The following is a 19,298-nucleotide window of genomic DNA, read 5'->3' as shown; positions in this document are numbered from 1 at the left end:
CCAACCCGTCTCATTTTGCAAAGAGGCGCGACATCTTGTCCAAATGAGCGTTCGGGATTCAGGAAATCGTCTTCCCGGTCTTGCGACGTTGTTTGCGGGATGACGAGGCTGCGCCGCCGGAGCCAGGTTCAGCCAACTGCTTTGCCACCGCCGCGGCCTGCGCCAGATCGTGGCTGATGACGTCCAGCACGGCCTTGGCCGCAACCGAGACCGCTCGCCGCGGGTGATGCACCCAGGCGATGGAGCGAACGATCCGTTGCGCGTCGAAACGGTGGGCTCGAATGGTCCCGCTTGCCAGCGACTGCCGGAGCGCGATGGTCGGCAGCACGGTCGCGAAATCGGTGGTCGCGATCACGTCGCAGAGGGCGGGCAGGGTGTCGAGCTCCAGGCGCGGCCGCAGGTCGATGCCGAGGGCTGCGGCACGCTCGTCCAGGATCAGCCGCAGGCCGTGGCGCTTCGAGGGTAGCACCAGATCGAAATTCGCGATGTGGTCGAAGCGCAGCTTGGCCGGCGGCCGGATCGGGCCGTCCTTGCGGCAGGCGAACACCATCTCCTCGTCCATGATGTGATGCGCGGCGAGCGGCGTCCTTCGGCGCGGCACGTTGATCAGCGCGAAATCGAGTTGGCCGCTGTTGACCCAGTCGACCAGCGTCTCGGTGTAGCCTTCGCACGCGGAGAGGATGATCTCGGGATAGCGGCGCGCGACAGTCGCTGACGAGCTCGCCATCGTGCTCTGCGCAACGGAGGTGATGAGGCCTACCGCGACGCGGCCTGAAATCCGCCCGCCGATCTGGGCCATCTCCTGGCGCGCATACTCCGCATCGCGCACGATCGGCGCCGTCAGCCGCACCAGCGCCTCGCCGGCGCTGGTCAGCGTCATGCCCTGGACGCTGCGGTCGAACAGCCTTTGGCCGAGCTCGGCCTCGAGCTTGGCGATCTGCATGCTGAGCGCCGGCTGCACGATGTTGAGCCGGCGCGCGGCCCGCGTGACGTTCTTTTCATCGGCCAGGCACAGGAAATACTGCATCTGCCTGAGTTCCACGGGGCCAGTCCTTCGTTCGCCAACTCGTTCGCGGGCCATCATCTTCGATGATGAATGATATAATCAATCATTATTTGTTGTGATGGCCGAGATTGCCTAGTTTTGCGACCGGCTACGAGACCTCGAGGGTACGTGGCCACGGGAGCGAAATCAGACATATGCAGCACGCAGCGCCCACGCGGATGATCATCGGCATTTCCGGCGCCTCGGGCGTCACCTATGGCGTGCGCCTGCTGCAACTCCTGCGCAATGCCGGCGTCGAGACTCACCTGGTGATGTCGAAGACGGCCGAGCAGACCTTTGCCTACGAGACCGACCTGAAGATCGCGGAGGTGAGGGAGCTCGCCAATGTCAGCCATGCGATCGACGACATGGCTTCGGCAATCTCGAGCGGCTCGTTCCGTACCGCGGGCATGATTGTGGCGCCGTGCTCGATACGCTCGATGTCCGAGATCGCCTCGGGCGTCACCACGACGCTTTTGACCCGCGCCGCCGATGTTGTGCTCAAGGAGCGCCGGCGCCTGGTGCTGATGGTGCGCGAGACCCCGCTGCACACCGGGCATCTCAGGACGATGACGGCGCTATCAGAGATGGGCGCGATCATCGCGCCACCTGTGCCCGCCTTCTACGCAAAACCCGAGAATCTCGAAGACATGGTCGAGCACACCGTCGGCCGGGTGCTCGACCTCTTCGATATCGATATCGGCGTGGTGCGCCGCTGGGGCGAGGACGAAGCGCTCAAGCGCCGCTCGCCGTCGCTGCGCAAGATCGCGCCCTGACCCGAACGCCCGAGGAGAGATACGTCATATGCGAATGCAAAATTCGGCGAGGCAAAATTCGGCGAAGAGCACGAACGCACCGGCCGATCTGCGTGCCTGGCTCGCTTACCTCGCCGAGCGCGGCAAGCTCGCGATTGCCCGCGAGGGTATTGCGCTGATCGATGAGCTCGCCGCCATCGCGAAGCGGCTGGAGCGCGACAGCGCGGTGCTGTTCCCGCGTCCCGATGGGCACGAGATTCCCGTCATCGCCAACCTGTTTGCCGGTCGTGACTGGGTCGCCGATTCCATCGGCGTCACCGAGGACCAGTTGCTGCCGCGATTCCTTGCCGCCGCAAGCAATCCACTGCCGACCCGCGAGGTTCCGGACGGTCCAGTGCAGGAGGTCGTTCACGACGACGTCGACCTGCTCCGACAACTTCCGGTGCCGAAGCACAATGAACGCGATAGCGGTCCCTATATCACGGCCGGCCTGTTGATCGCGCGCAATCCGAAGACCGGCGTTCAGAACGTTTCGATTCACCGTTGTCAGGTCAGCAGCAAGAATCGTATCGGCGTTCTGCTGCTGCCGCGGCACACGTTCTCTTACTATCGCATCGCGGAAGAACTGGGCCAGGCACTGGAGATCGCCATCGTCATCGGCGCGCATCCGGCGCTGCTGCTGGCTTCGCAGGCGATTGCCGCGCTGGACGAGGACGAGATGGCGATTGCGGGCGCGCTGCTCGGCTCGCCCGTGGACGTCGTCAAATGTCGCACCAATTCGGTTCGCGTTCCCGCCCATGCGGAGATCGTGATTGAAGGACGGATCCTGCAAGGCGTGCGCGAGCCGGAGGGCCCGTTCGGTGAATTCCCGCAATATTACGGCCCGCGCGCCAATCGCGAGGTGATCGAAGTCGATGCCATCACGCATCGCGCCAAGCCGATCTTCCACACCATCGTCGGCGGCGGTTTCGAGCACCTGATACTCGGCGGCGTGCCGCGCGAAGCGACGCTGCTCCAGCATCTGCGCCGCAGCTTCCCGACCGTGCTGGATGTTCGCCTCACGCGCGGCGGCACCTGCCGCTATCATCTCGCGATCAAGATGGACAAGACCAATGAGGGCGAGCCGAAGAACGTCATGATGTGCGCTTTCGGCGCGCATTACGACATCAAGCAGGTGGTTGTGGTCGACAAGGACGTCGATATCTCTTCCTCCGAGGAGATCGAATGGGCGGTGGCGACGCGCTTCCAGGCCGACCGCGATCTCATGGTCGTCGCCGGCGCGCTCGGCTCGAAACTCGATCCGACCACGGATGACGGTATCGGCGCCAAGATGGGCCTCGATGCGACAGCGCCGGTCAGCGCGTCCGAGCTCGCCTTCAAGCGCATCCGCGTCAAGGGCGAGGAGGACGTCGACCTGACGGCAGCCTTGCAGGCCGATCCGGGCGCTGCGGTCGCGCGCCTTCTTGCGGAGGCGCGGATGTGAGCGGGTTACCGCCGGAAGCGGCTTGCGTCCGTTTGCGCCGTTGGAATATGTAGCAAGGGCGGCCTATAGTGCCGCACCAGCAAGGCAACCATTTTGCGGCGCAACGCCGGGAGGAAGAAACTTATGTCGACGGCCCTGCGCATCGCTCATGGCGCTTTCGGCAGGGTCGCTCTGCTCGACATGGATCGTTCGCTGGTCCGCCACGCCCATCATCACTGCCACGTCCTGCTCAAGGTCGAGGGCTCCGACACCCAGTTCCTGGTCGGCGACCAGGTCACGCCGCTCACGGACACGGCCGCCGTTCTGGTCGACGGCTGGAAGCCGCATGCCTATGTGCATGACGTCAATCGCCCGCGCACGCTCATCATGGCGCTCTATATCGAGCCGGAGTGGCTGAAGGAGTTCCGGCGCGGATGGGCCGCGAGCGGCGCGCCGGGCTTTTTCGAGCGTCCCTCGGGCGAAGTCTCGCCGCGCATTCGCCAGCTCACGCTGCATCTTGCGGCCGAAATGATGGCGAATCCCGACGCGGTGCGAACCCACGAGCAGACCCTTTCTGACCTCATGATTGCGGTGATCGAGCGTTTCACGCCCTGGCGCAGCTTTCCGACCTCGATCCGCGGCATGGGCGCGGTGAGCTGCGACTGGCGGATCCGCCGCGCGATGGACGCGATGCGCGTGAACGATTCCTATGCCAACGTCGACCAGTTCGTGAAGGGCGCGGGCCTGTCGCGCGCGCAGTTCTTCCGCCTGTTCGAGACCTCGCTCGGCGTTTCGCCGAAGCTTTACCTCAACGTCGTCCGCATGGAGCGCGCGCTCGACGCGGTGATGCGCGAGGACACAGCGCTCGGCGAGCTCAGCGAGCGCTTTGGTTTTCCGGAGCCGGCACATTTCACGCGCTTCTTCCGCGATCATGCCGGCGTCAGCCCGCGCGAGTTTCGCAACGTCTCCCGCCTCGCGGGTTGATCCTTGCGGGCTGATATTGCGCTGCACGCTCTCGAATGAGACGATTTGGTAAGTCGTGAGAGCGGGCGGTATGGCCCTCGCGCCTCCTGTCCTGACAAACGTCGCCGTCGCGTCAGAGAACGCGTCGAGAGGTATGCCGGGACATGGTGCAGGCTGCGGTTAAGTCCGCAAATTCGGTTGATCAGAGCGGTGACAAGCCGTGGGTCGGGCGTTCAATCGAGCGCGTCGAGGATGCCGCGCTGCTCAGCGGCCGCGGCCGTTTCATCGACGACCTCGGCGTCCAGCCCGGCACGCTGCATGCGACGATCCTGCGCTCGCCGCACGCCCACGCCGATATTATTTCGATCGACGCCGAAGCGGCCAGGCGGCTGCCGGGCGTTGCAGCGGTCCTGACTGGCGAGCAGATCAAGGCGGTCACCACTAGTCTCGTCGTCGGCGTGAAGGCGCCGGTCGAGTGCTGGCCGATCGCAGTCGAGCGTGTGCGCTATGTCGGCGAACCGGTCGCCGTGATCGTGGCGACTGATCGTGCCCGCGCCGAAGATGCGGCCGAACTCATCAATGTCGAGTATCGCCCTCGAGCGGCTACAGTCGATCCGCTCGGAGCGATGGCACCGGGTGCGCCGGTCCTGCACGACGGTTTTCCCGGCAATCTCGCCAGCGACCGCGCGTTTCGCTACGGCGATCCTGAAAAGGCGTTTGCGGATGCGCCGCACCGCTTCTCCATCGACATCCGCTATCCCCGCAACTCGTGCACGCCGATCGAGACTTATGGCGTCGTTGCCTCGCATGATGTCGGCGAGGATGCCTTTGAGGTTCTTGCGAATTTTCAGGGGCCCTTCAGCATCCACACCGTGATTGCGCGTGCGCTGAAAGTGCCGGGCAATCGGCTGCGGCTGCGCACGCCGCCGGATTCCGGCGGTAGCTTTGGCGTCAAGCAGGGCGTGTTTCCGTACATCGTTCTGATCGCGGCTGCGGCGCGCGTCACGGGGCGGCCGGTGAAGTGGATCGAGGACCGGCTCGAGCATCTCACCGCGTCGGTGTCAGCGACCAACCGCGCGACGACATTGGCCGCGGCGGTTGCGGCCGACGGCAAGATCCTCGCGCTCGACTGGGACCAGGTCGAGGATTGCGGCGCGCATCTGCGCGCACCCGAGCCGGCCACGCTCTACCGCATGCACGGCAACATGACGGGGGCCTACGACATCAACCACGTCAGAATCCGCAACCGCGTCGTCGTCACCAACAAGACACCGACCGGCCTCAACCGCGGCTTCGGCGGGCCGCAGGTCTATTTCGCGCTGGAACGCCTGGTGCAGCGCATCGCGATCGGGCTCGGTCTCGATCCGCTCGATGTCATCAAGCGCAATCTGATCGAGGCAGGTGCCTTTCCCTATCGCACCGCGACCGGCGCGTTGCTCGATTCCGGCAATTACCAGGACGCGATCGCGCGCGCGGTCGAGCAGGGCAGGCTGGCGGAATTGAAGGCGCGGCGCGACGCGGCGCGGGCGGAGGGGCGGCTTTACGGCATCGGCTTCACGGCGGTGGTCGAGCCCAGCGTCTCCAATATGGGCTACATCACAACGGTGCTGACCGCGGCCGAGCGCCGCAAGGCCGGGCCGAAGAACGGCGCGCAGGCGACAGCGACCGTCGGCCTCGATCCAGTCGGCAGCGTCACCGTTCACGTCGCCTCCGTGCCGCAGGGGCAGGGTCATCGCACCGTGCTGTCCCAAGTGGTAGCCGACGTCTTCGGCCTGGAGCCGAAGGACATCCGCGTCAACACCGAGATCGATACCGCCAAGGATGCCTGGTCGATCGCGTCGGGAAATTATGCCAGCCGCTTCGCCGCCGCGGTGGCCGGCACGGCTAAGCTCGCAGCCGAGCGCGTTGCCGGCCGCCTTGCCCGCATCGCCGCCAGCCAGCTGAACGTCGAAGCCGCGGACATCGTGTTTGCAAAGGGTTTCGTTGCCTCCAGGCACAATCCGGAGAACCGGATCGCGTTTTCGCGTGTCGCCGCGCTCAGCCATTGGTCGCCGGGCTCGCTGCCTGACGATGCCGGCCAGACCATCCGTGAGACCGTGTTCTGGACGCCGCCGGAGCTGACGCCGCCCGGCGAGGACGACCGCATCAACTCCTCGCTGTGCCATGGCTTCATCTTCGACTTCTGCGGCGTCGAGATCGACCGCATTACCCTGCAGACGCGGATCGACCGCTACGTCACCATGCACGATTGCGGCACCATCCTGCATCCCGGCATGGTCAATGGCCAGATCCGTGGCGGCTTCGCCCAGGCGCTCGGTGCCGCGCTCTACGAGGAATATGCCTATGCCGAGGACGGCAGTTTCCTCACTGGAACGCTCGCGGACTATCTGCTGCCCACCACCACCGAGGTGCCGGAGCCCGAGATCTTCCACGTGGAGACGCCATCGCCGTTCACGCCACTCGGCGCAAAAGGCGTCGGCGAAGGCAATTGCATGTCGACGCCGGTGTGCCTCGCCAATGCGGTCGCCGATGCGCTCGGCGTTGCCGACATCACGTTGCCTCTGGTGCCTGCCCGGCTTGCCGAGCTGGTGCGCGGTGCCGAACCGCCACCTCCCGCGGGGGGCGTGGCCGCGGCGCCTGCGCGCGATGCAGATCGGCGGCTTCGCGGCGAAGGGCAGGCCTCGGTGAAGGGGACGCCCGAGCAGGTCTGGGCCATGCTGCTCGATCCCGCCACGCTCCAATCGGTCATTCCCGGCTGCCGGCGCGTCGACAAGATCACCGACACGCATTTCCGCGCCGACGTCACCCTCGGCATTGGCCCCGTCACCGGGCGCTATCGCGCCGACGTGGAGCTGTTCGATCTCGATCCGCCGGGCGCGGTCACCTTGCGCGGCGGCGCCACCGGCGCGCTCGGCTTCGGGAGCGCTGAGGGGCGCGTCACGCTCGCGCCCGACGGCAGCGGCGGGACGAAGTTGACCTACAGCTATGACGCCGCGATCGGTGGCAAGATCGCAAGCATCGGCGGCCGTCTGCTCGACGGCGCGACGCGGGTGATCATCGGCCAGTTCTTCGCAGCGCTGGCCCGCAAGGCCGGCGGTGGTGGCGCCTCGGGCGCCTTCTCGCTGTTGGCCCTGCTGGCGAAATTCGCCGGCCGGTTTGGGGGGCGCCGATGAAGCCGCCCGCATTCGACTATCTCCGCGCCGAAGCCGTCGGCGAGGTCCTCGACGGGCTGGCGCAACAAGGCGGCGACGCCCGCGTGCTCGCCGGCGGACAGTCGCTGATGGCGATGCTCAATATGCGCCTCGCCAAGCCGAAGCTTCTGATCGACATCATGCGGATCAGAGAGCTGCGCAAGATCGAGCGGACAGCCGATGCCGTCGTCATCGGTGCCGGCGTGCGCCAGGCCGATCTGCTGGCCTGGCCGGATCTGGCCGAGGCATTGCCGCTGGTGGCGTTGGCGCTGCCCTGCGTCGGTCACATGCAGACCCGCAGCCGCGGCACCATCTGCGGCTCGCTCGCGCATGCCGATCCCAGCGCCGAGATGCCGCTCGCGCTGGTCGCGCTCGGCGGCGAGGTGCTTTTGCGCAGTGCCAGGCGTCGTCGCCGCGTCACGGCCAGAGATTTCCTCGCCGGCATGATGCTGACGGCGCGCAACGACGACGAGCTGATCGAGGGCATCTCGCTCCCGGTCATCAATGGATCTCGCTTCGCGTTCCGCGAGGTCGCGCGCCGGCACGGCGATTTTGCCATCGTGGCCTGCGCCGCGATGAAGACGCCATCCGGCGTCCGCCTCGCGGTCGGTGGCGTTGCGGACGTCCCGACCGCGCGGGACTGGCCGCGACTCGAGGGCAGCGCGCTCGACGATGCCCTCAACGCGTTAGCCTACGAGCTCGGTGCGCGCGACGACGTTCATGCCACCGCGCGCTATCGCCGCGACCTCGTGCGCATGATCGGCCGCGATCTGATCGGCGAGGTTCTGCGATGACCCGTCTCAGATCCGACGCCCGCCACCCCATCCACGTCTCGCTGAATGGCGAGCCCGTCGCGGGAGAAGCCGAGCCTCGGACGCTGCTGTGCGACTTCCTGCGGCACCAGTTGGGCGCCACCGGCACCCATGTCGGCTGCGAGCACGGCGTCTGCGGCGCCTGCACGGTCGTCGTCGACGGCATGCTGACCCGTTCCTGCCTCACCCTTGCAGCGCAGGTCGACGGCTCCGAGATCAAGACGGTTGAAGGGCTTGCACCCGCGGCCGATCGCCTCGGCGTGCTGCAACAGGCCTTCCGCCGTCACCACGCGCTCCAGTGCGGCTTCTGCACGGCCGGCATCCTGATGTCGCTCGATCATTATCTCGCCAGGAACCCGGCGCCGACCGAGGCGGAGATTCGCGATCTTCTCAGCGGGCATCTGTGCCGCTGCACCGGCTACACGCCGATCGTCCAGGCGGCCCTCGAAGCCGCCGCCCAGCTCGCTTCATCGAAAAAAGAGACGTCAGATGCTTGATCTCGCCAGCAGCTTCATGGCCAGCGCCGCGCGCGATCCGCGCGCCATCGGGCTGGTCGACGGCGATCGCCGCCTGACCTACCGGCAATGGTACGACAAGATCTCTGCTTTGGTCGCATCCTTCGGCCGCCTGGACCTCAAGCCCGGCGACCACGTCGTCACGCTGCTGCAAAACCGCTGGGAGGCCGCGACGCTGCATTGGGCGTGCCAGTTCGCAGGACTCGTAATCACCCCGATCAACTGGCGCGCCAAGGCCGACGAGCTGGACTTCTGCATCGAGAACGCGGAGGGCCGCGCAGTTTTCTACCAGGATGTTTCTGCTGAGGCGGTGCAGGGTTCGGCTCTCGCCGGCCGGCTGCTACGCGTGTCGGTCGATCCGGGCACAGGCGAGGCGGTCGGCTTTGCCGATCTGATCAGGGACAGCGCGCCCGATGCCGAGCCGTGCGTCGGCTCTGATGCCTGGTCGATCATGCTCTACACATCGGGCACGACCTCTCGGCCGAAGGGCGTGCCGCGGCGTCATCGCGCCGAGCGCGCCGCGGCGATCGCCCATGTCGCGCAAAATCTCTACGGCCGCGGCGAGCGCACGCTCGGCGTGATGCCGCTCTACCACACCATGGGCGTCCGCTCGTTGCTCGCGATGTCGCTGATCGGCGGCAGCTTCATCTGCCTGCCGCGCTATGACAGCCGCCAGGCGCTGGAGCTGATCCAGCGGGAAGGGATCACCAATCTCTATCTGGTGCCGACGCTCTATCACGATCTCGTCCATCACGAGGCCTTCGACCGGACCGACGTCTCCAGCGTGCGCAAGCTCGGCTTTGCCGGCGCCTCGATGACGGACGGCCTGCTGAAAAAGCTGGACGAGGCCTTCAGGCCGGAGCTGTTCGTCAATCATTACGGCAGCTCCGAGATCTACACTTTCACGATCGATCAGAACGCTACGGCAAAACCCGGCTCCGCCGGTAAGGCCGGGCTGAACCAGCACGTCAAGGTCGTGCGCATCGGCGCGCGTTCGGTCGCGGAGCTTGCCGCGGTCGGCGAGGAGGGCGAGATCATCGCCACGCTCGCGGGCGACGAAGCCTTTGAGGGCTACTGGCGCCGCCCCGAGGCCGACGCCAAATCGTTGCGCGAAGGCTGGTATTTCACCGGCGATACCGGCTTCGTCGATCCCGATGGCGACCTGTTCGTCACGGGCCGCGTCGACGACATGATCATCACCGGCGGCGAGAACGTCTCTCCGGTCGAGATCGAGAGCTGCCTGTCGCTGCATCCCGGGGTCGACGAGGTCGCCGTGGTCGGTGTCGCCGACGAAAAATGGGGCAAGGTCGTCGCCGCCTTCGTCAAGCGCAATCGCAACGTTTCCGAGAGCGAGCTGGAGCAGTTTTGCCGCACCTCAGGCCTCGCCAACTTCAAGCGGCCGCGCCGTTACGTCTTCGTCGACGCGATTCCAAAATCGCCGGTCGGCAAGCTGCTGCGGCGCCTGCTCGTCGCCGGAGAATACGAGACCGAGCGTCGGTCGCCATCGGACGCCGCTTGATCGTCACGCATCAACAGAAGGAAGCGAAAATGCCGTCACCCTATACGTTTGCCGATCCTCGGCTTGCCAAGCTCGACGGGTTCAAGGTCGAGATCGATGAGGCGCATGAGCGCGCGGACATCATCCTGGGACGCCCGCCCTACAACGTCGTGGCGATGCCGCAGCGCGACCAGTTCCGGCTGACCTTCGAGACTCTGGACGAGGATCCGCGCGTGCGCATCATCGTGCTGCGCGGAGAGGGCGAGCATTTCTCGAGCGGCGGGAACATCGGAGGCTTCATGGAAGCGAGCCCCGAGCACGTCTCCAAGCTCGCCTGGAACATCGCCGCGCCGGCGCGTTGCGCCAAGCCTGTTATCGTCGCCAATCGCGGCTATTGTTTCGGCGTTGGCTTCGAGCTGTCGCTGGCCTGCGACTTCCGTATCGCCTCGGAGACCACGCAGTACGCGCTGCCCGAGCAGAAGCTCGGCCAGATCCCGGGTTCCGGCGGGTCGGCGCGGCTGCAGAAGATGGTCGGAATCACCCGCACCAAGGACATCGTGATGCGCTCCAAGCGCATCTCGGCGAAGCAGGCGCTGGAGTGGGGCATCGCCACCGAATGCGTGCCCGATTCCGAACTGGAGAAGGCGACCGACAAGCTTGTCGACGAGCTCCGCAGCTTCTCGCCGCTGGCGCAGCGTACCGCCAAGAAGCTGCTCAACGACACCGAGGATTCGACGCTCGCGATCGCCATCGAACTCGAAGGCCATTGCTACAGCCGTCTGCGACAGTCGGAAGATTTCAAGGAAGGCGTCGAGGCCTTCAACGCCAAGCGTCCGCCGAAATTCGTCGGCCGTTGATACGCGACGCAACAAGCTGCCGCGGTTCGCAATGGCGCGGACCGCGGCCCTATTCAAACGGGGAGGGTAAAGCAAAATGGCTGAGATAGATATGCCGGTGGCCGGTGCACGGGCATCGACGGATAACAAGCAGATGGTCAATGCGATCATCGCGTCAGTGCTCGGATGGGCACTCGACCTGTTCGACTTGTTCATTCTGCTCTATGTAGCGCCGGTGGTCGGCGCGCTGTTCTTTCCGTCGAGCAATGCGGCGCTGTCGCTCGCCGCGGTCTACGGTTCGTTCGCCGTTACGCTGCTGATGCGGCCGCTCGGTTCGGCGGTGTTCGGGCACTACGCCGACGTGCACGGCCGCAAGCAGGCCATGCTGATCGCCATCATCGGCGTCGGCATCAGCACGGCCGCGTTCGGCCTGCTGCCGACCATCGCGCAGGTCGGCGTGATCGCTCCCATCGTGTTCCTGATCCTGCGCCTGGTGCAGGGCGTATTCGTCGGTGGGGTCGTGGCCTCGACCCACACGATCGGCACGGAATCGGTGCCGCCGCATTGGCGCGGGGCGATGTCGGGCCTGGTCGGCGGCGGCGGCGCCGGCATTGGCGCGCTGCTGGCGTCCTTCATCTTCCTGATCACGTCCTCGCTATTCCCCGGAGATGCCTTTGCCGTGTGGGGCTGGCGCTTCATGTTCTTCTCAGGGCTGCTGAGCTCTCTGCTCGGCTGGTTCATCTTCCGGAACCTCGAAGAGTCCCCGTACTTCAAGGACCTCAAGCGCCAGCAGGGCAATAAGCAGGCAAAGGTCTCGAAGGCGCCGGTCAAGGACGTATTGTCCCGCGAGTATCGCGGCGTCCTGCTGATCAACCTGCTCATTACCTTCGGCGGCGGCGCCGGTTATTATCTGACCTCGGGGTACCTGCCGAGCTTCCTGAAAGTCATCAACGCGGTTCCGAACCAGACCTCCTCGCTGATCCTGATGGGCGCCAGCGTCTCGGCGTTCTTCGCCGCGGTGCTGGTCGGCGCGCTGAGCGATCTCATCGGCCGCAAGAAGACGTTCCTGCTGATCGGGGTCCTGGCGGCGGTGCTGTTGCCGCTGTGCTATCTGAATCTTGCCACGACCAAGGACACCACGCAGATCACGCTCTATGCGCTTGCCATCGCCTTCATCGGCAATGCCGGTTATGCGCCGGTGCTGATCTTCCTGAACGAACGGTTCCCCACGGCGCTCCGCGCCAGCGGCACCGGCCTGTCCTGGAATATCGGCTTTGCGCTGGGCGGAATGATGCCGACGTTCGTCTCGCTGGTGAGCGGCAGCCCCGCGGAGATTCCGATGTCGTTGGCCTACTTTGCAGTCGGCGTGTTCGTGATCTATTTGATCGGCGCGGTCGTGATCCCCGAGACCAAGGGCAATTTCCGCTGAGCTAGATCGGCGCGGCTGCACCTGCAGCCGCGCCATCTTGCGAACGTGTGACAGCTGCCGCTAGCCCGCAAGAAACCCGCCATCCACCGCGACCACCGTTCCGGTCGCGTATTGCGAGGCTGGCATGCAGAGAAAGGCGACGGCACCGGCGATGTCCTCGGGCTGGCCCCAGCGCTTGAACGCGGTGCGGTCGGCGATGCGCTCATAATGGGCGCGGTCGGTGCGGCCGGCGGCATTGATCGCGGTTTCGACATAACCGGGCGCGACGGCGTTGACGCGGATGCCGTCTTCGGCCCACGCCAGGGCCAGCGCCTTGGTCAGCATCACGACGCCGCCCTTGCTGGCGCAATAGGCCGGAATCCGCGGCAGGGCCAGGGTTGCATTCATCGAGGCGATGTTGACGATCGAGCCCTTCATCTTCGCCAGCTGCGGGCGGAACGCCATGCAGGTTCGGAAAGTGCCCGTCAGATTGACGTCGAGCACTTTCATGAAGGTCTCGATTTCGTATTCCTTGTCCCGTGCCAGGATGCCGGCGCAATTGATCAGCGCATCGACGCGTTCGTGCCGCCCGGCGAGTGACGCGACGGCCTGATCGCTCGTGACATCGAGCGTCGTGAGCGCAAGTCCGGCGCGCGGCTTGAGCAGGGAGCGTGCGAGATCGGCGTCATTGACGCCTGTGGCGGTCACCGTCGCCCCGAGGTCGCAGAACTGGTTGCTGATCGCGGCGCCGATGTCGCCGGCGCCGCCGATCACGACGGCATGAAAACCGGAAGTGAGAGAAAAGCTGGTACTCATCGGAGGATCTCACTTCGGGAGTGCGGGAGGCGGAGCCGTCGATTCCCGGACCACCAGCGAGAAGTCGATCTCACGATGCATGATGGTCTGCTCACCGGCGAGGCTGCGCACCAGATATTCTCCGGCACGCTGCCAGGTCTCGTCGGTTGGGACGTGGATCGTCGTCAGGCTCGGTCGCAAATGGCGGCTCCAGTCGAGGTCGTCGAAGCCGACGACCGACAGATCACGCGGCACCGAAAAGCCGCTGCGCTCCGCTTCCAACAGGACGCCGTAGGCAATGACGTCGTTGCCGCAGACCACTGCCGTCGGGCGATTCTTGAGGTTGAGGAGATGGCGGGCCGCCTCGCGCGCGTCGTCCAGGGTATAGGGCACCTCGACATGCCATTCCGGAGGCAGCTCCAGGCCGTTCTCCGCGAGCGCGCGGCGAAAGCCGGCGACGCGGGCGCCGGCGCGGTCGTTGTTGCGCTGGAGGGCGGAAACGATTCCGATCCGGCGATGGCCGAGCTCGATGACATGCCCGGCTGCCCGATGGGCAGCGGCCTCGTTGTTCGTGCCGACGCAAGGGTAGGGCCGGTCGGGCTGATAGATCCCGACATTGATGAAAGGCACCGCATTGTCCGCGAGTAGCTTGCGCAACCCCTCGTGATGGCAGTCGCCCCGCAGCACGAGGCCATCGACGCCGCGACCGATCAAGTTGCGGGCCTGTTGCAGCTCGACGTCGAGATCGTATCCGCTCGTGGTGAGAAACAGCATGTAGCCCACCGAGGACAGGTATCTTTGCAGTGAGGCGATGCCGCGCGCGAACATCGTGTTGTCGATCGTCGGCACGATCGCGCCAAGCGTACGCGATCGCCGCGATGACAGAATGCGGGCCGGCGCATGCGGGATGTAACCGACGGCTTCGATTGCCTGCGCAATGCGCGCGCGCAGGGACGGGCTCACTGCATCGGGATTGTTGAGCGCACGCGAGACCGATGCCGTCGACACACCGGCTCGTGCCGCAACGGCGCGGATGCCTTGCTTCGTCAATTTGGCGGACGGTCGATTCATGATGTAACGTTACAATCTCGGATCGTGAGCGCGGCAAGGTGAGTACCTGCGATATTGCCGCACAAAAGATAGATTGTCTATCGCTTGACAGAGGTGAGATGGCGCTTAGGATGTAACCGTTTTCAGAAAGCGCCGACAGCATAAAGCGGCCAGCGGGAGGAGAGTTCGATGAAGGCCAGGATGCTCGCGACGCGCGTCGCGTTGCCCGTTCTTGCGATTGCCGCCGTGAGCGCGCAGGCGCGCGCGGCCGAATTCGACTGGATGAAGTTCAAGGGCAAGACCGTCACCTTTCTCGCCAACAACAATCCGGTTTCGCAGGCGCTGCTCACCTATAAGGCCGATTTCGAGAAGCTGACCGGCATGACCCTGAAGGTCGACGGCTATCAGGAACAGCAGATGCGCCAGCGTCTGGTCACCGTCATGAATGCGAACAGCGACGAGGTCGATGTGTTCATGACGCTGCCCTCGCGCGAAGGCGAGCAGTTCGCCGCTGCCGGCTGGTACGGCGATCTCACCGCGATGGCCAAGAACGAGGTCGCCAAGGACTACGATCCGGCGGGGTTGAGCCAGGCCCTGCTGAAGGCCGCGACGTTCGGCGGCAAGCTGACCAGCATGCCGATGAACATCGAGGGCCCGATTTTCTATTACCGCACCGATATCTTCAAGAAGTGCGGCCTCGAGGCGCCGAAGACCATCAAGGACGTCGAGGCTGCCGCCGAGAAGATCAAGACTTGCGACAGCACGGTGACGCCGTTCGTCTCGCGTGGCCTCAAGCCTGCGATCGCCTACACCTTCAGCAACATGCTGCACAATATCGGCGGCGCGTATATCGCGAGCGGCAAGTCGAGCCTGTGCTCGGCCAAGGGCAAGGAGGCGCTCGACACCTATAGCCGGCTGCTGCGTGACTTCGGACCGCCCGGCGTCGTCAATTACAGCTTCCAGCAGATTTCGGCGCTGTATCGCGGCGGCCGCGCGGCGATGGCGTTCGAATCCTCCAATGAACTGCGCACGGTGATGGAAGGCGGCGCGCGCCTGAAGGATACCGGCCTGTTGCCGTTCCCGGCGGGCGAGGCCGGCCAGGTGCCGACCACGATCGGCTGGGGTATGGCGGTGTCCTCACACAGCAAGCAGCCTGATGCGGCCTGGTACTTCGTGCAGTGGGCGACGAGCCCCGAGGTGCAGAAGAAGATGGCCCTGCAGGGCATTGCCCCGCCGCGTCCGTCCGTCGCCAAGGACCCCGAATATCGCAAGTGGATCGACGAGGAGCCGGTGCGCAAGGAATGGCAGGCCGCGCTCGACGTGCTCGCCACCAAGGGCTCGTCCGAAGTCGGCTATCCCATCGTCGCCAATCCGCAATCGCGCGAGTTCATTGGTCAGGCGGTGCAGGATTTGATCCTGAAGCAAAAGACCGTCGATCAGGCTTGCGCGGACGCCGACAAGGCGCTGGACGCGCTGATCGCGCTGAACTGACCGCCCGGTGCCGGCTGGTTTCGCGCCGGCCGGCACCTAACTCGATCGAGGACAGGAATACATGTCTGACACGGCTGCGACACTCACGCAGGACCGGCAGAAGCTGGAAATGGCGGCGCTCTCGGCGCCGGCCGTGATCTTCACGGTCGCGATGATCGCATTTCCGGTCGTCTATACGATCTGGCTCGGCTTCCAGACCTTCTCTTCGACCGGCAAGCAGTCCTTTGCCGGCCTTGCCAATTACACGAAGCTAATGTCCGACGTCGAGTTCTGGCATGGGTTGTGGATCACCATTGCGCTGTTCGTGCTCTCGCTGGTGCTGCAACTCGTCTTCGGCGTCTGGCTTGCGTTGGTGCTGTTTCATGCCAAGCGCCTTCCTGGGATCGTGCGATCGCTGTTCATCTCGCCGTTCATGATGCCGCCGGTGGTCGCCGGCATGATGTGGCTTGTGATCCTCGATCCGTCGCTGGGCGCGGCCAACTACATCCTGCAATCGTTCGGCCTGCCGCCGTCGGACTGGCTGGCCTCGCCGACATGGGTCATTCCGACGGTCGCGCTGATCGATAGCTGGCAGTGGACGCCGTACGTCGCCCTGATCGTGCTCGGCGGCCTGCAATCTCTGCCGCCGAGCGTCTACGAGGCCGCGCAGATCGATGGCGCATCTGCGTTCAAGACCTTCCAGCGCATCACGCTGCCGCTGCTGCTGCCGACCATCGTCACTGCAGCCATCCTGCGCAGCGTCGATCTCCTGCGCTTCTTCGACATCATCTACATCACGACCCAGGGCGGGCCCGGCAACGCCTCGAATACGCTCAATATCTACGGCTTCCGGGTCGGCTTCGAATTCTTCAACATCGGCTATGCCAGCGCGTTGATGCTGACGCTGACCGCGATCGTGTTCGGCGCCGTGCTCGCCTTCAACCACCTGCGCGGCGCGGTGGCGTGGTGATCTCATGACCGACGCAGTCAACACCGACCGCTGGATACGCTGGCTCAACCTGGTGCAGCTCGTGCTGGCCGGCGTTATCATCATGACGCCAACGGTCTGGATGGTGCTGGCCTCCTTCAAGCCGTCCTTCGAGGTGACTGCCTATCCGCCGACACTGATCTTCACGCCGACGCTGGACAATTATGTCGAGCTGACCAAGACGACGCCGTTCCTGAGCTATGCCCTCAACAGCCTGATCGTCACCGTCGGCTCGACCGCGCTAGGGCTCCTGTTCGGAATTCCGGCCGCGTTCGCCGTCTCCTGGACGCGTATTTCGTGGCCGGCGATCCTGACGCTCGCGGCGCGCATGGCACCGGGAACGCTGTTCCTGCTGCCGTGGTATGTCATGTTCCGGCAGGTCGGCATGATCGGGTCGTACACGGCGCTAATCCTCAGCCACGCGGTGATCACACTTCCGATCGTGATCTGGGTCTTGCTGCCGTCGTTTGACGGCATCCCGCGCAGCGTGTTCGAGGCGGCGCAGGTCGATGGATGCAGCGTCACCCGCATCCTCTGGCGCATCGCGCTGCCGCTGGTGGCGTCCGGCATCGCCGTCTCGGCCATACTGGCCTTCGTATTCTCGTGGAACTACTTCCTGTTTGCGCTGGTGCTTTCCAATGGCGACACCAAGACGCTGATCGCGGCTGCATTCAATTTCATCGGCGAAGGCTCGACGCAATGGGGCGCCCTGATGGCCGCGGCGACGCTGATCGCATTGCCGCCGCTGGTACTGGCAGCTCTGGTTCAGCGTTGGCTGGTGTCCGGGCTGACGCTCGGCGCGGTGAAAGGTTAGGTATCTGATGAACGTAACGCCACGTCCGAACGCGATCATGCAGGCTGCGGTGTTCCATGGTCACGAACGCATCACCATCGAGCCGGTACGGATGCCCGACGTTGGGGCAGGCGAGGTGCTGGTGCGGGTCTCGCGCACCGCGCTGTGCGGCTCGGACTTCAAGCTCTGGCACAAAGGCGCCGAGTTCACCGCCGGCCACGAGATTTTTGGCGTCGTCGAGCAGCCCGGCCATCGCCTGCATGGCCGCCGCTGCGCCGTCTATATCCCGTTGCACTGTGACCACTGTGCGGCCTGCAAGCGCGGCGACACCCAGATGTGCCTGGAGGTCTCGAGCCTGATCGGCTGGAACAGGCCGGGCGGCTACGCCGAATACGTGCCGGTGCCGGAGAATTGCCTGCTGCCGGTGCCCGACGATATCGAGGACAGCCTCGCGCCGCTCTTGCTCGACACTATCGGCACCTCCGGCCACGCCGTGCGGTTCGTCAGTCGCGTAGTGCAGCCGGACGAGGCAGGTGCGGTCCTCGTGATGGGAGCGGGGCCTGTCGGTCTCGGCGTCGTGCTGGCGCTCCGTAGTCTCGGTTATGACGACATCCACGTGGCCGATCCGAACGCTGCACGCTTGAATATCGCCCGATCGTTCGGCGTGAAACCGCATCCGGTCGGCGACACGTCGAAACGGTTCGCCCTCATCATGGAATGCTCCGGCGCGCACGCGGCGCGCAACCTCGGTATCGAGCTCGTCCTGCCGCGCGGGGCGCTGGTGCTGGTCGGCGAGAACGCCGCGCCCTGGACCATCGAGGAAGGCAAGGTGTTCCGCCGCAAGGATTTCTACATGATCCGGACCTTCTACTTCCCGGTTTCGGATTTCGAGCCGAACGTCGAACTGCTGCGCAGGTACAAGGACGAATACCGCGTTCTCGTCGACGGCGAGTTCGGCCTGTCCGCCTTGCCCGAGAATTTCGCCCGCTTCGCCAAAGGCGAGTTGATCAAGCCTGTACTGGCGCTGGACTAAGCGATATGGCCTCGATCTCGATCCGCAACCTTACCAAACGCTACGGCAATTTCACTGTGATCCCCGATCTCAACCTGGAGATCGCGGACCACGAATTCGTGGTTTTCGTCGGCCCGTCCGGTTGCGGCAAGTCGACTTTGCTCCGGATCATCGCAGGCCTCGAGCCGATTTCCTCCGGCGACCTCTACATCGGCGATACGCGCGTCAACGGCGTGCAGGCGGCGCAGCGCGACATCGCGATGGTGTTCCAGGATTACGCGCTCTATCCGCACATGCGGGTTTACGACAACATGTCCTTTGCGCTGGAGCTGCGGGGAACGCCGAAGGCGGAGATCGACGCGCGGGTGAAGCGCGCGGCGTCGCTGCTGCACATCGAGCCGTATCTCGACCGCAAGCCGAAGGAGCTCTCCGGCGGCCAGCGCCAGCGCGTCGCCATGGGGCGTGCGATCGTGCGCAATCCAAAAGCCTTCCTGTTCGATGAGCCGCTCTCGAATCTCGACGCCAAGCTGCGCGGGCAGGTGCGTGCCGAGATCAAGGCGCTGTCGCAGGAGCTCAAGACCACCATGGTCTTCGTGACGCATGACCAGATCGAGGCCATGACCATGGCCGACCGCATCGTGGTGCTTCAGAGCGGCACGATCCAGCAATACGACACGCCTGAGGCGGTCTACGAGCGGCCGGCCA

Annotated in this window: 17 protein-coding genes; 14 read left to right on the top strand and 3 right to left on the bottom strand. The window is 65.0% G+C overall.

The genetic code is table 11. From position 1 onward, the window contains the following. Positions 1–58: 58 nt before the first annotated feature. Positions 59–1,027 carry a LysR family transcriptional regulator gene (locus tag IC66_RS0121420; protein WP_038948971.1) on the bottom strand — a complete coding sequence of 323 codons (969 nt, stop codon included), beginning with the start codon at positions 1,025–1,027 and terminating at the stop codon, positions 59–61. A gap of 173 nt (positions 1,028–1,200) precedes the next feature. On the opposite strand from IC66_RS0121420, the gene IC66_RS0121415 reads away from it, so the two are divergent. From IC66_RS0121415 to IC66_RS0121375, 9 genes are all read left to right on the top strand, one after another. Further along, positions 1,201–1,821, top strand: coding sequence for a UbiX family flavin prenyltransferase (locus tag IC66_RS0121415; protein ID WP_038948970.1), 621 nt, complete (start codon positions 1,201–1,203; stop codon positions 1,819–1,821). 28 nt (positions 1,822–1,849) lie between these two features. Beyond that, positions 1,850–3,283, top strand: a complete 1,434-nt coding sequence (locus IC66_RS0121410; protein ID WP_038948969.1) for a UbiD family decarboxylase — start codon at positions 1,850–1,852, stop codon at positions 3,281–3,283. A gap of 123 nt (positions 3,284–3,406) precedes the next feature. After that, a complete protein-coding gene (locus tag IC66_RS0121405) occupies positions 3,407–4,246 on the top strand; it encodes a helix-turn-helix transcriptional regulator (protein WP_028143581.1) in 840 nt (279 codons plus the stop codon). A gap of 143 nt (positions 4,247–4,389) precedes the next feature. Then, positions 4,390–7,398, top strand: coding sequence for a xanthine dehydrogenase family protein molybdopterin-binding subunit (locus tag IC66_RS0121400; protein ID WP_038948968.1), 3,009 nt, complete (start codon positions 4,390–4,392; stop codon positions 7,396–7,398). Then, positions 7,395–8,210, top strand: coding sequence for an FAD binding domain-containing protein (locus IC66_RS0121395; protein WP_038948967.1), 816 nt, complete (start codon positions 7,395–7,397; stop codon positions 8,208–8,210). Before IC66_RS0121400 ends, IC66_RS0121395 begins: the two co-directional genes overlap by 4 nt. Next, entirely contained in the window at positions 8,207–8,725 is a 519-nt protein-coding gene (locus IC66_RS0121390) for a (2Fe-2S)-binding protein (protein WP_038948965.1), read from the top strand. Before IC66_RS0121395 ends, IC66_RS0121390 begins: the two co-directional genes overlap by 4 nt. Continuing rightward, a complete protein-coding gene (locus IC66_RS0121385; protein WP_038948964.1) occupies positions 8,718–10,262 on the top strand; it encodes an AMP-binding protein in 1,545 nt (514 codons plus the stop codon). The genes IC66_RS0121390 and IC66_RS0121385 overlap by 8 nt, the downstream gene beginning before the upstream one ends. A 29-nt stretch (positions 10,263–10,291) precedes the next feature. After that, on the top strand, positions 10,292–11,098 hold the full coding sequence (locus IC66_RS0121380) for an enoyl-CoA hydratase/isomerase family protein (RefSeq protein WP_038948963.1): 807 nt from the start codon (positions 10,292–10,294) through the stop codon (positions 11,096–11,098). Positions 11,099–11,174: 76 nt separating this feature from the next. Then, a complete protein-coding gene (locus IC66_RS0121375) occupies positions 11,175–12,506 on the top strand; it encodes an MFS transporter (protein ID WP_038948962.1) in 1,332 nt (443 codons plus the stop codon). 60 nt (positions 12,507–12,566) lie between these two features. On the opposite strand, the gene IC66_RS0121370 is transcribed toward IC66_RS0121375, so the two are convergent. Continuing rightward, on the bottom strand, positions 12,567–13,301 hold the full coding sequence (locus IC66_RS0121370; protein WP_038948961.1) for an SDR family NAD(P)-dependent oxidoreductase: 735 nt from the start codon (positions 13,299–13,301) through the stop codon (positions 12,567–12,569). Between the two features lie 9 nt (positions 13,302–13,310). Then, positions 13,311–14,351: a LacI family DNA-binding transcriptional regulator gene (locus tag IC66_RS0121365; protein ID WP_038948960.1), complete on the bottom strand. Its 1,041-nt coding sequence runs from the start codon at positions 14,349–14,351 to the stop codon at positions 13,311–13,313. Positions 14,352–14,519: 168 nt separating this feature from the next. Here IC66_RS0121365 and IC66_RS0121360 point away from each other — a divergent pair, with 168 nt between their 5' ends. The 5 genes from IC66_RS0121360 to IC66_RS0121340 all read left to right on the top strand — a co-directional run. After that, complete coding sequence (locus IC66_RS0121360) at positions 14,520–15,821, top strand: ABC transporter substrate-binding protein (protein ID WP_038948959.1); 1,302 nt, start codon at positions 14,520–14,522, stop codon at positions 15,819–15,821. 61 nt (positions 15,822–15,882) lie between these two features. Continuing rightward, the gene (locus IC66_RS0121355) at positions 15,883–16,770 is read left to right on the top strand and encodes a carbohydrate ABC transporter permease (protein WP_049806592.1); all 888 of its coding nucleotides are present in this window, start codon (positions 15,883–15,885) and stop codon (positions 16,768–16,770) included. Between the two features lie 4 nt (positions 16,771–16,774). Continuing rightward, entirely contained in the window at positions 16,775–17,602 is an 828-nt protein-coding gene (locus IC66_RS0121350) for a carbohydrate ABC transporter permease (protein ID WP_028143591.1), read from the top strand. 7 nt (positions 17,603–17,609) lie between these two features. Continuing rightward, complete coding sequence (locus IC66_RS0121345) at positions 17,610–18,614, top strand: zinc-dependent alcohol dehydrogenase family protein (RefSeq protein ID WP_028143592.1); 1,005 nt, start codon at positions 17,610–17,612, stop codon at positions 18,612–18,614. 5 nt (positions 18,615–18,619) lie between these two features. Continuing rightward, positions 18,620–19,298, top strand: a 679-nt coding sequence (locus IC66_RS0121340; protein WP_038948957.1) for an ABC transporter ATP-binding protein, incomplete at its 3' end; no start/stop codon positions are given.

The sequence above is a fragment of the Bradyrhizobium genomosp. III genome, assembly GCF_000261705.1.
In the GTDB taxonomy this organism is placed as follows: Bacteria; Pseudomonadota; Alphaproteobacteria; order Rhizobiales; family Xanthobacteraceae; genus Bradyrhizobium; species Bradyrhizobium ottawaense.
This window is presented reverse-complemented; position numbering and strand designations above follow the sequence as displayed.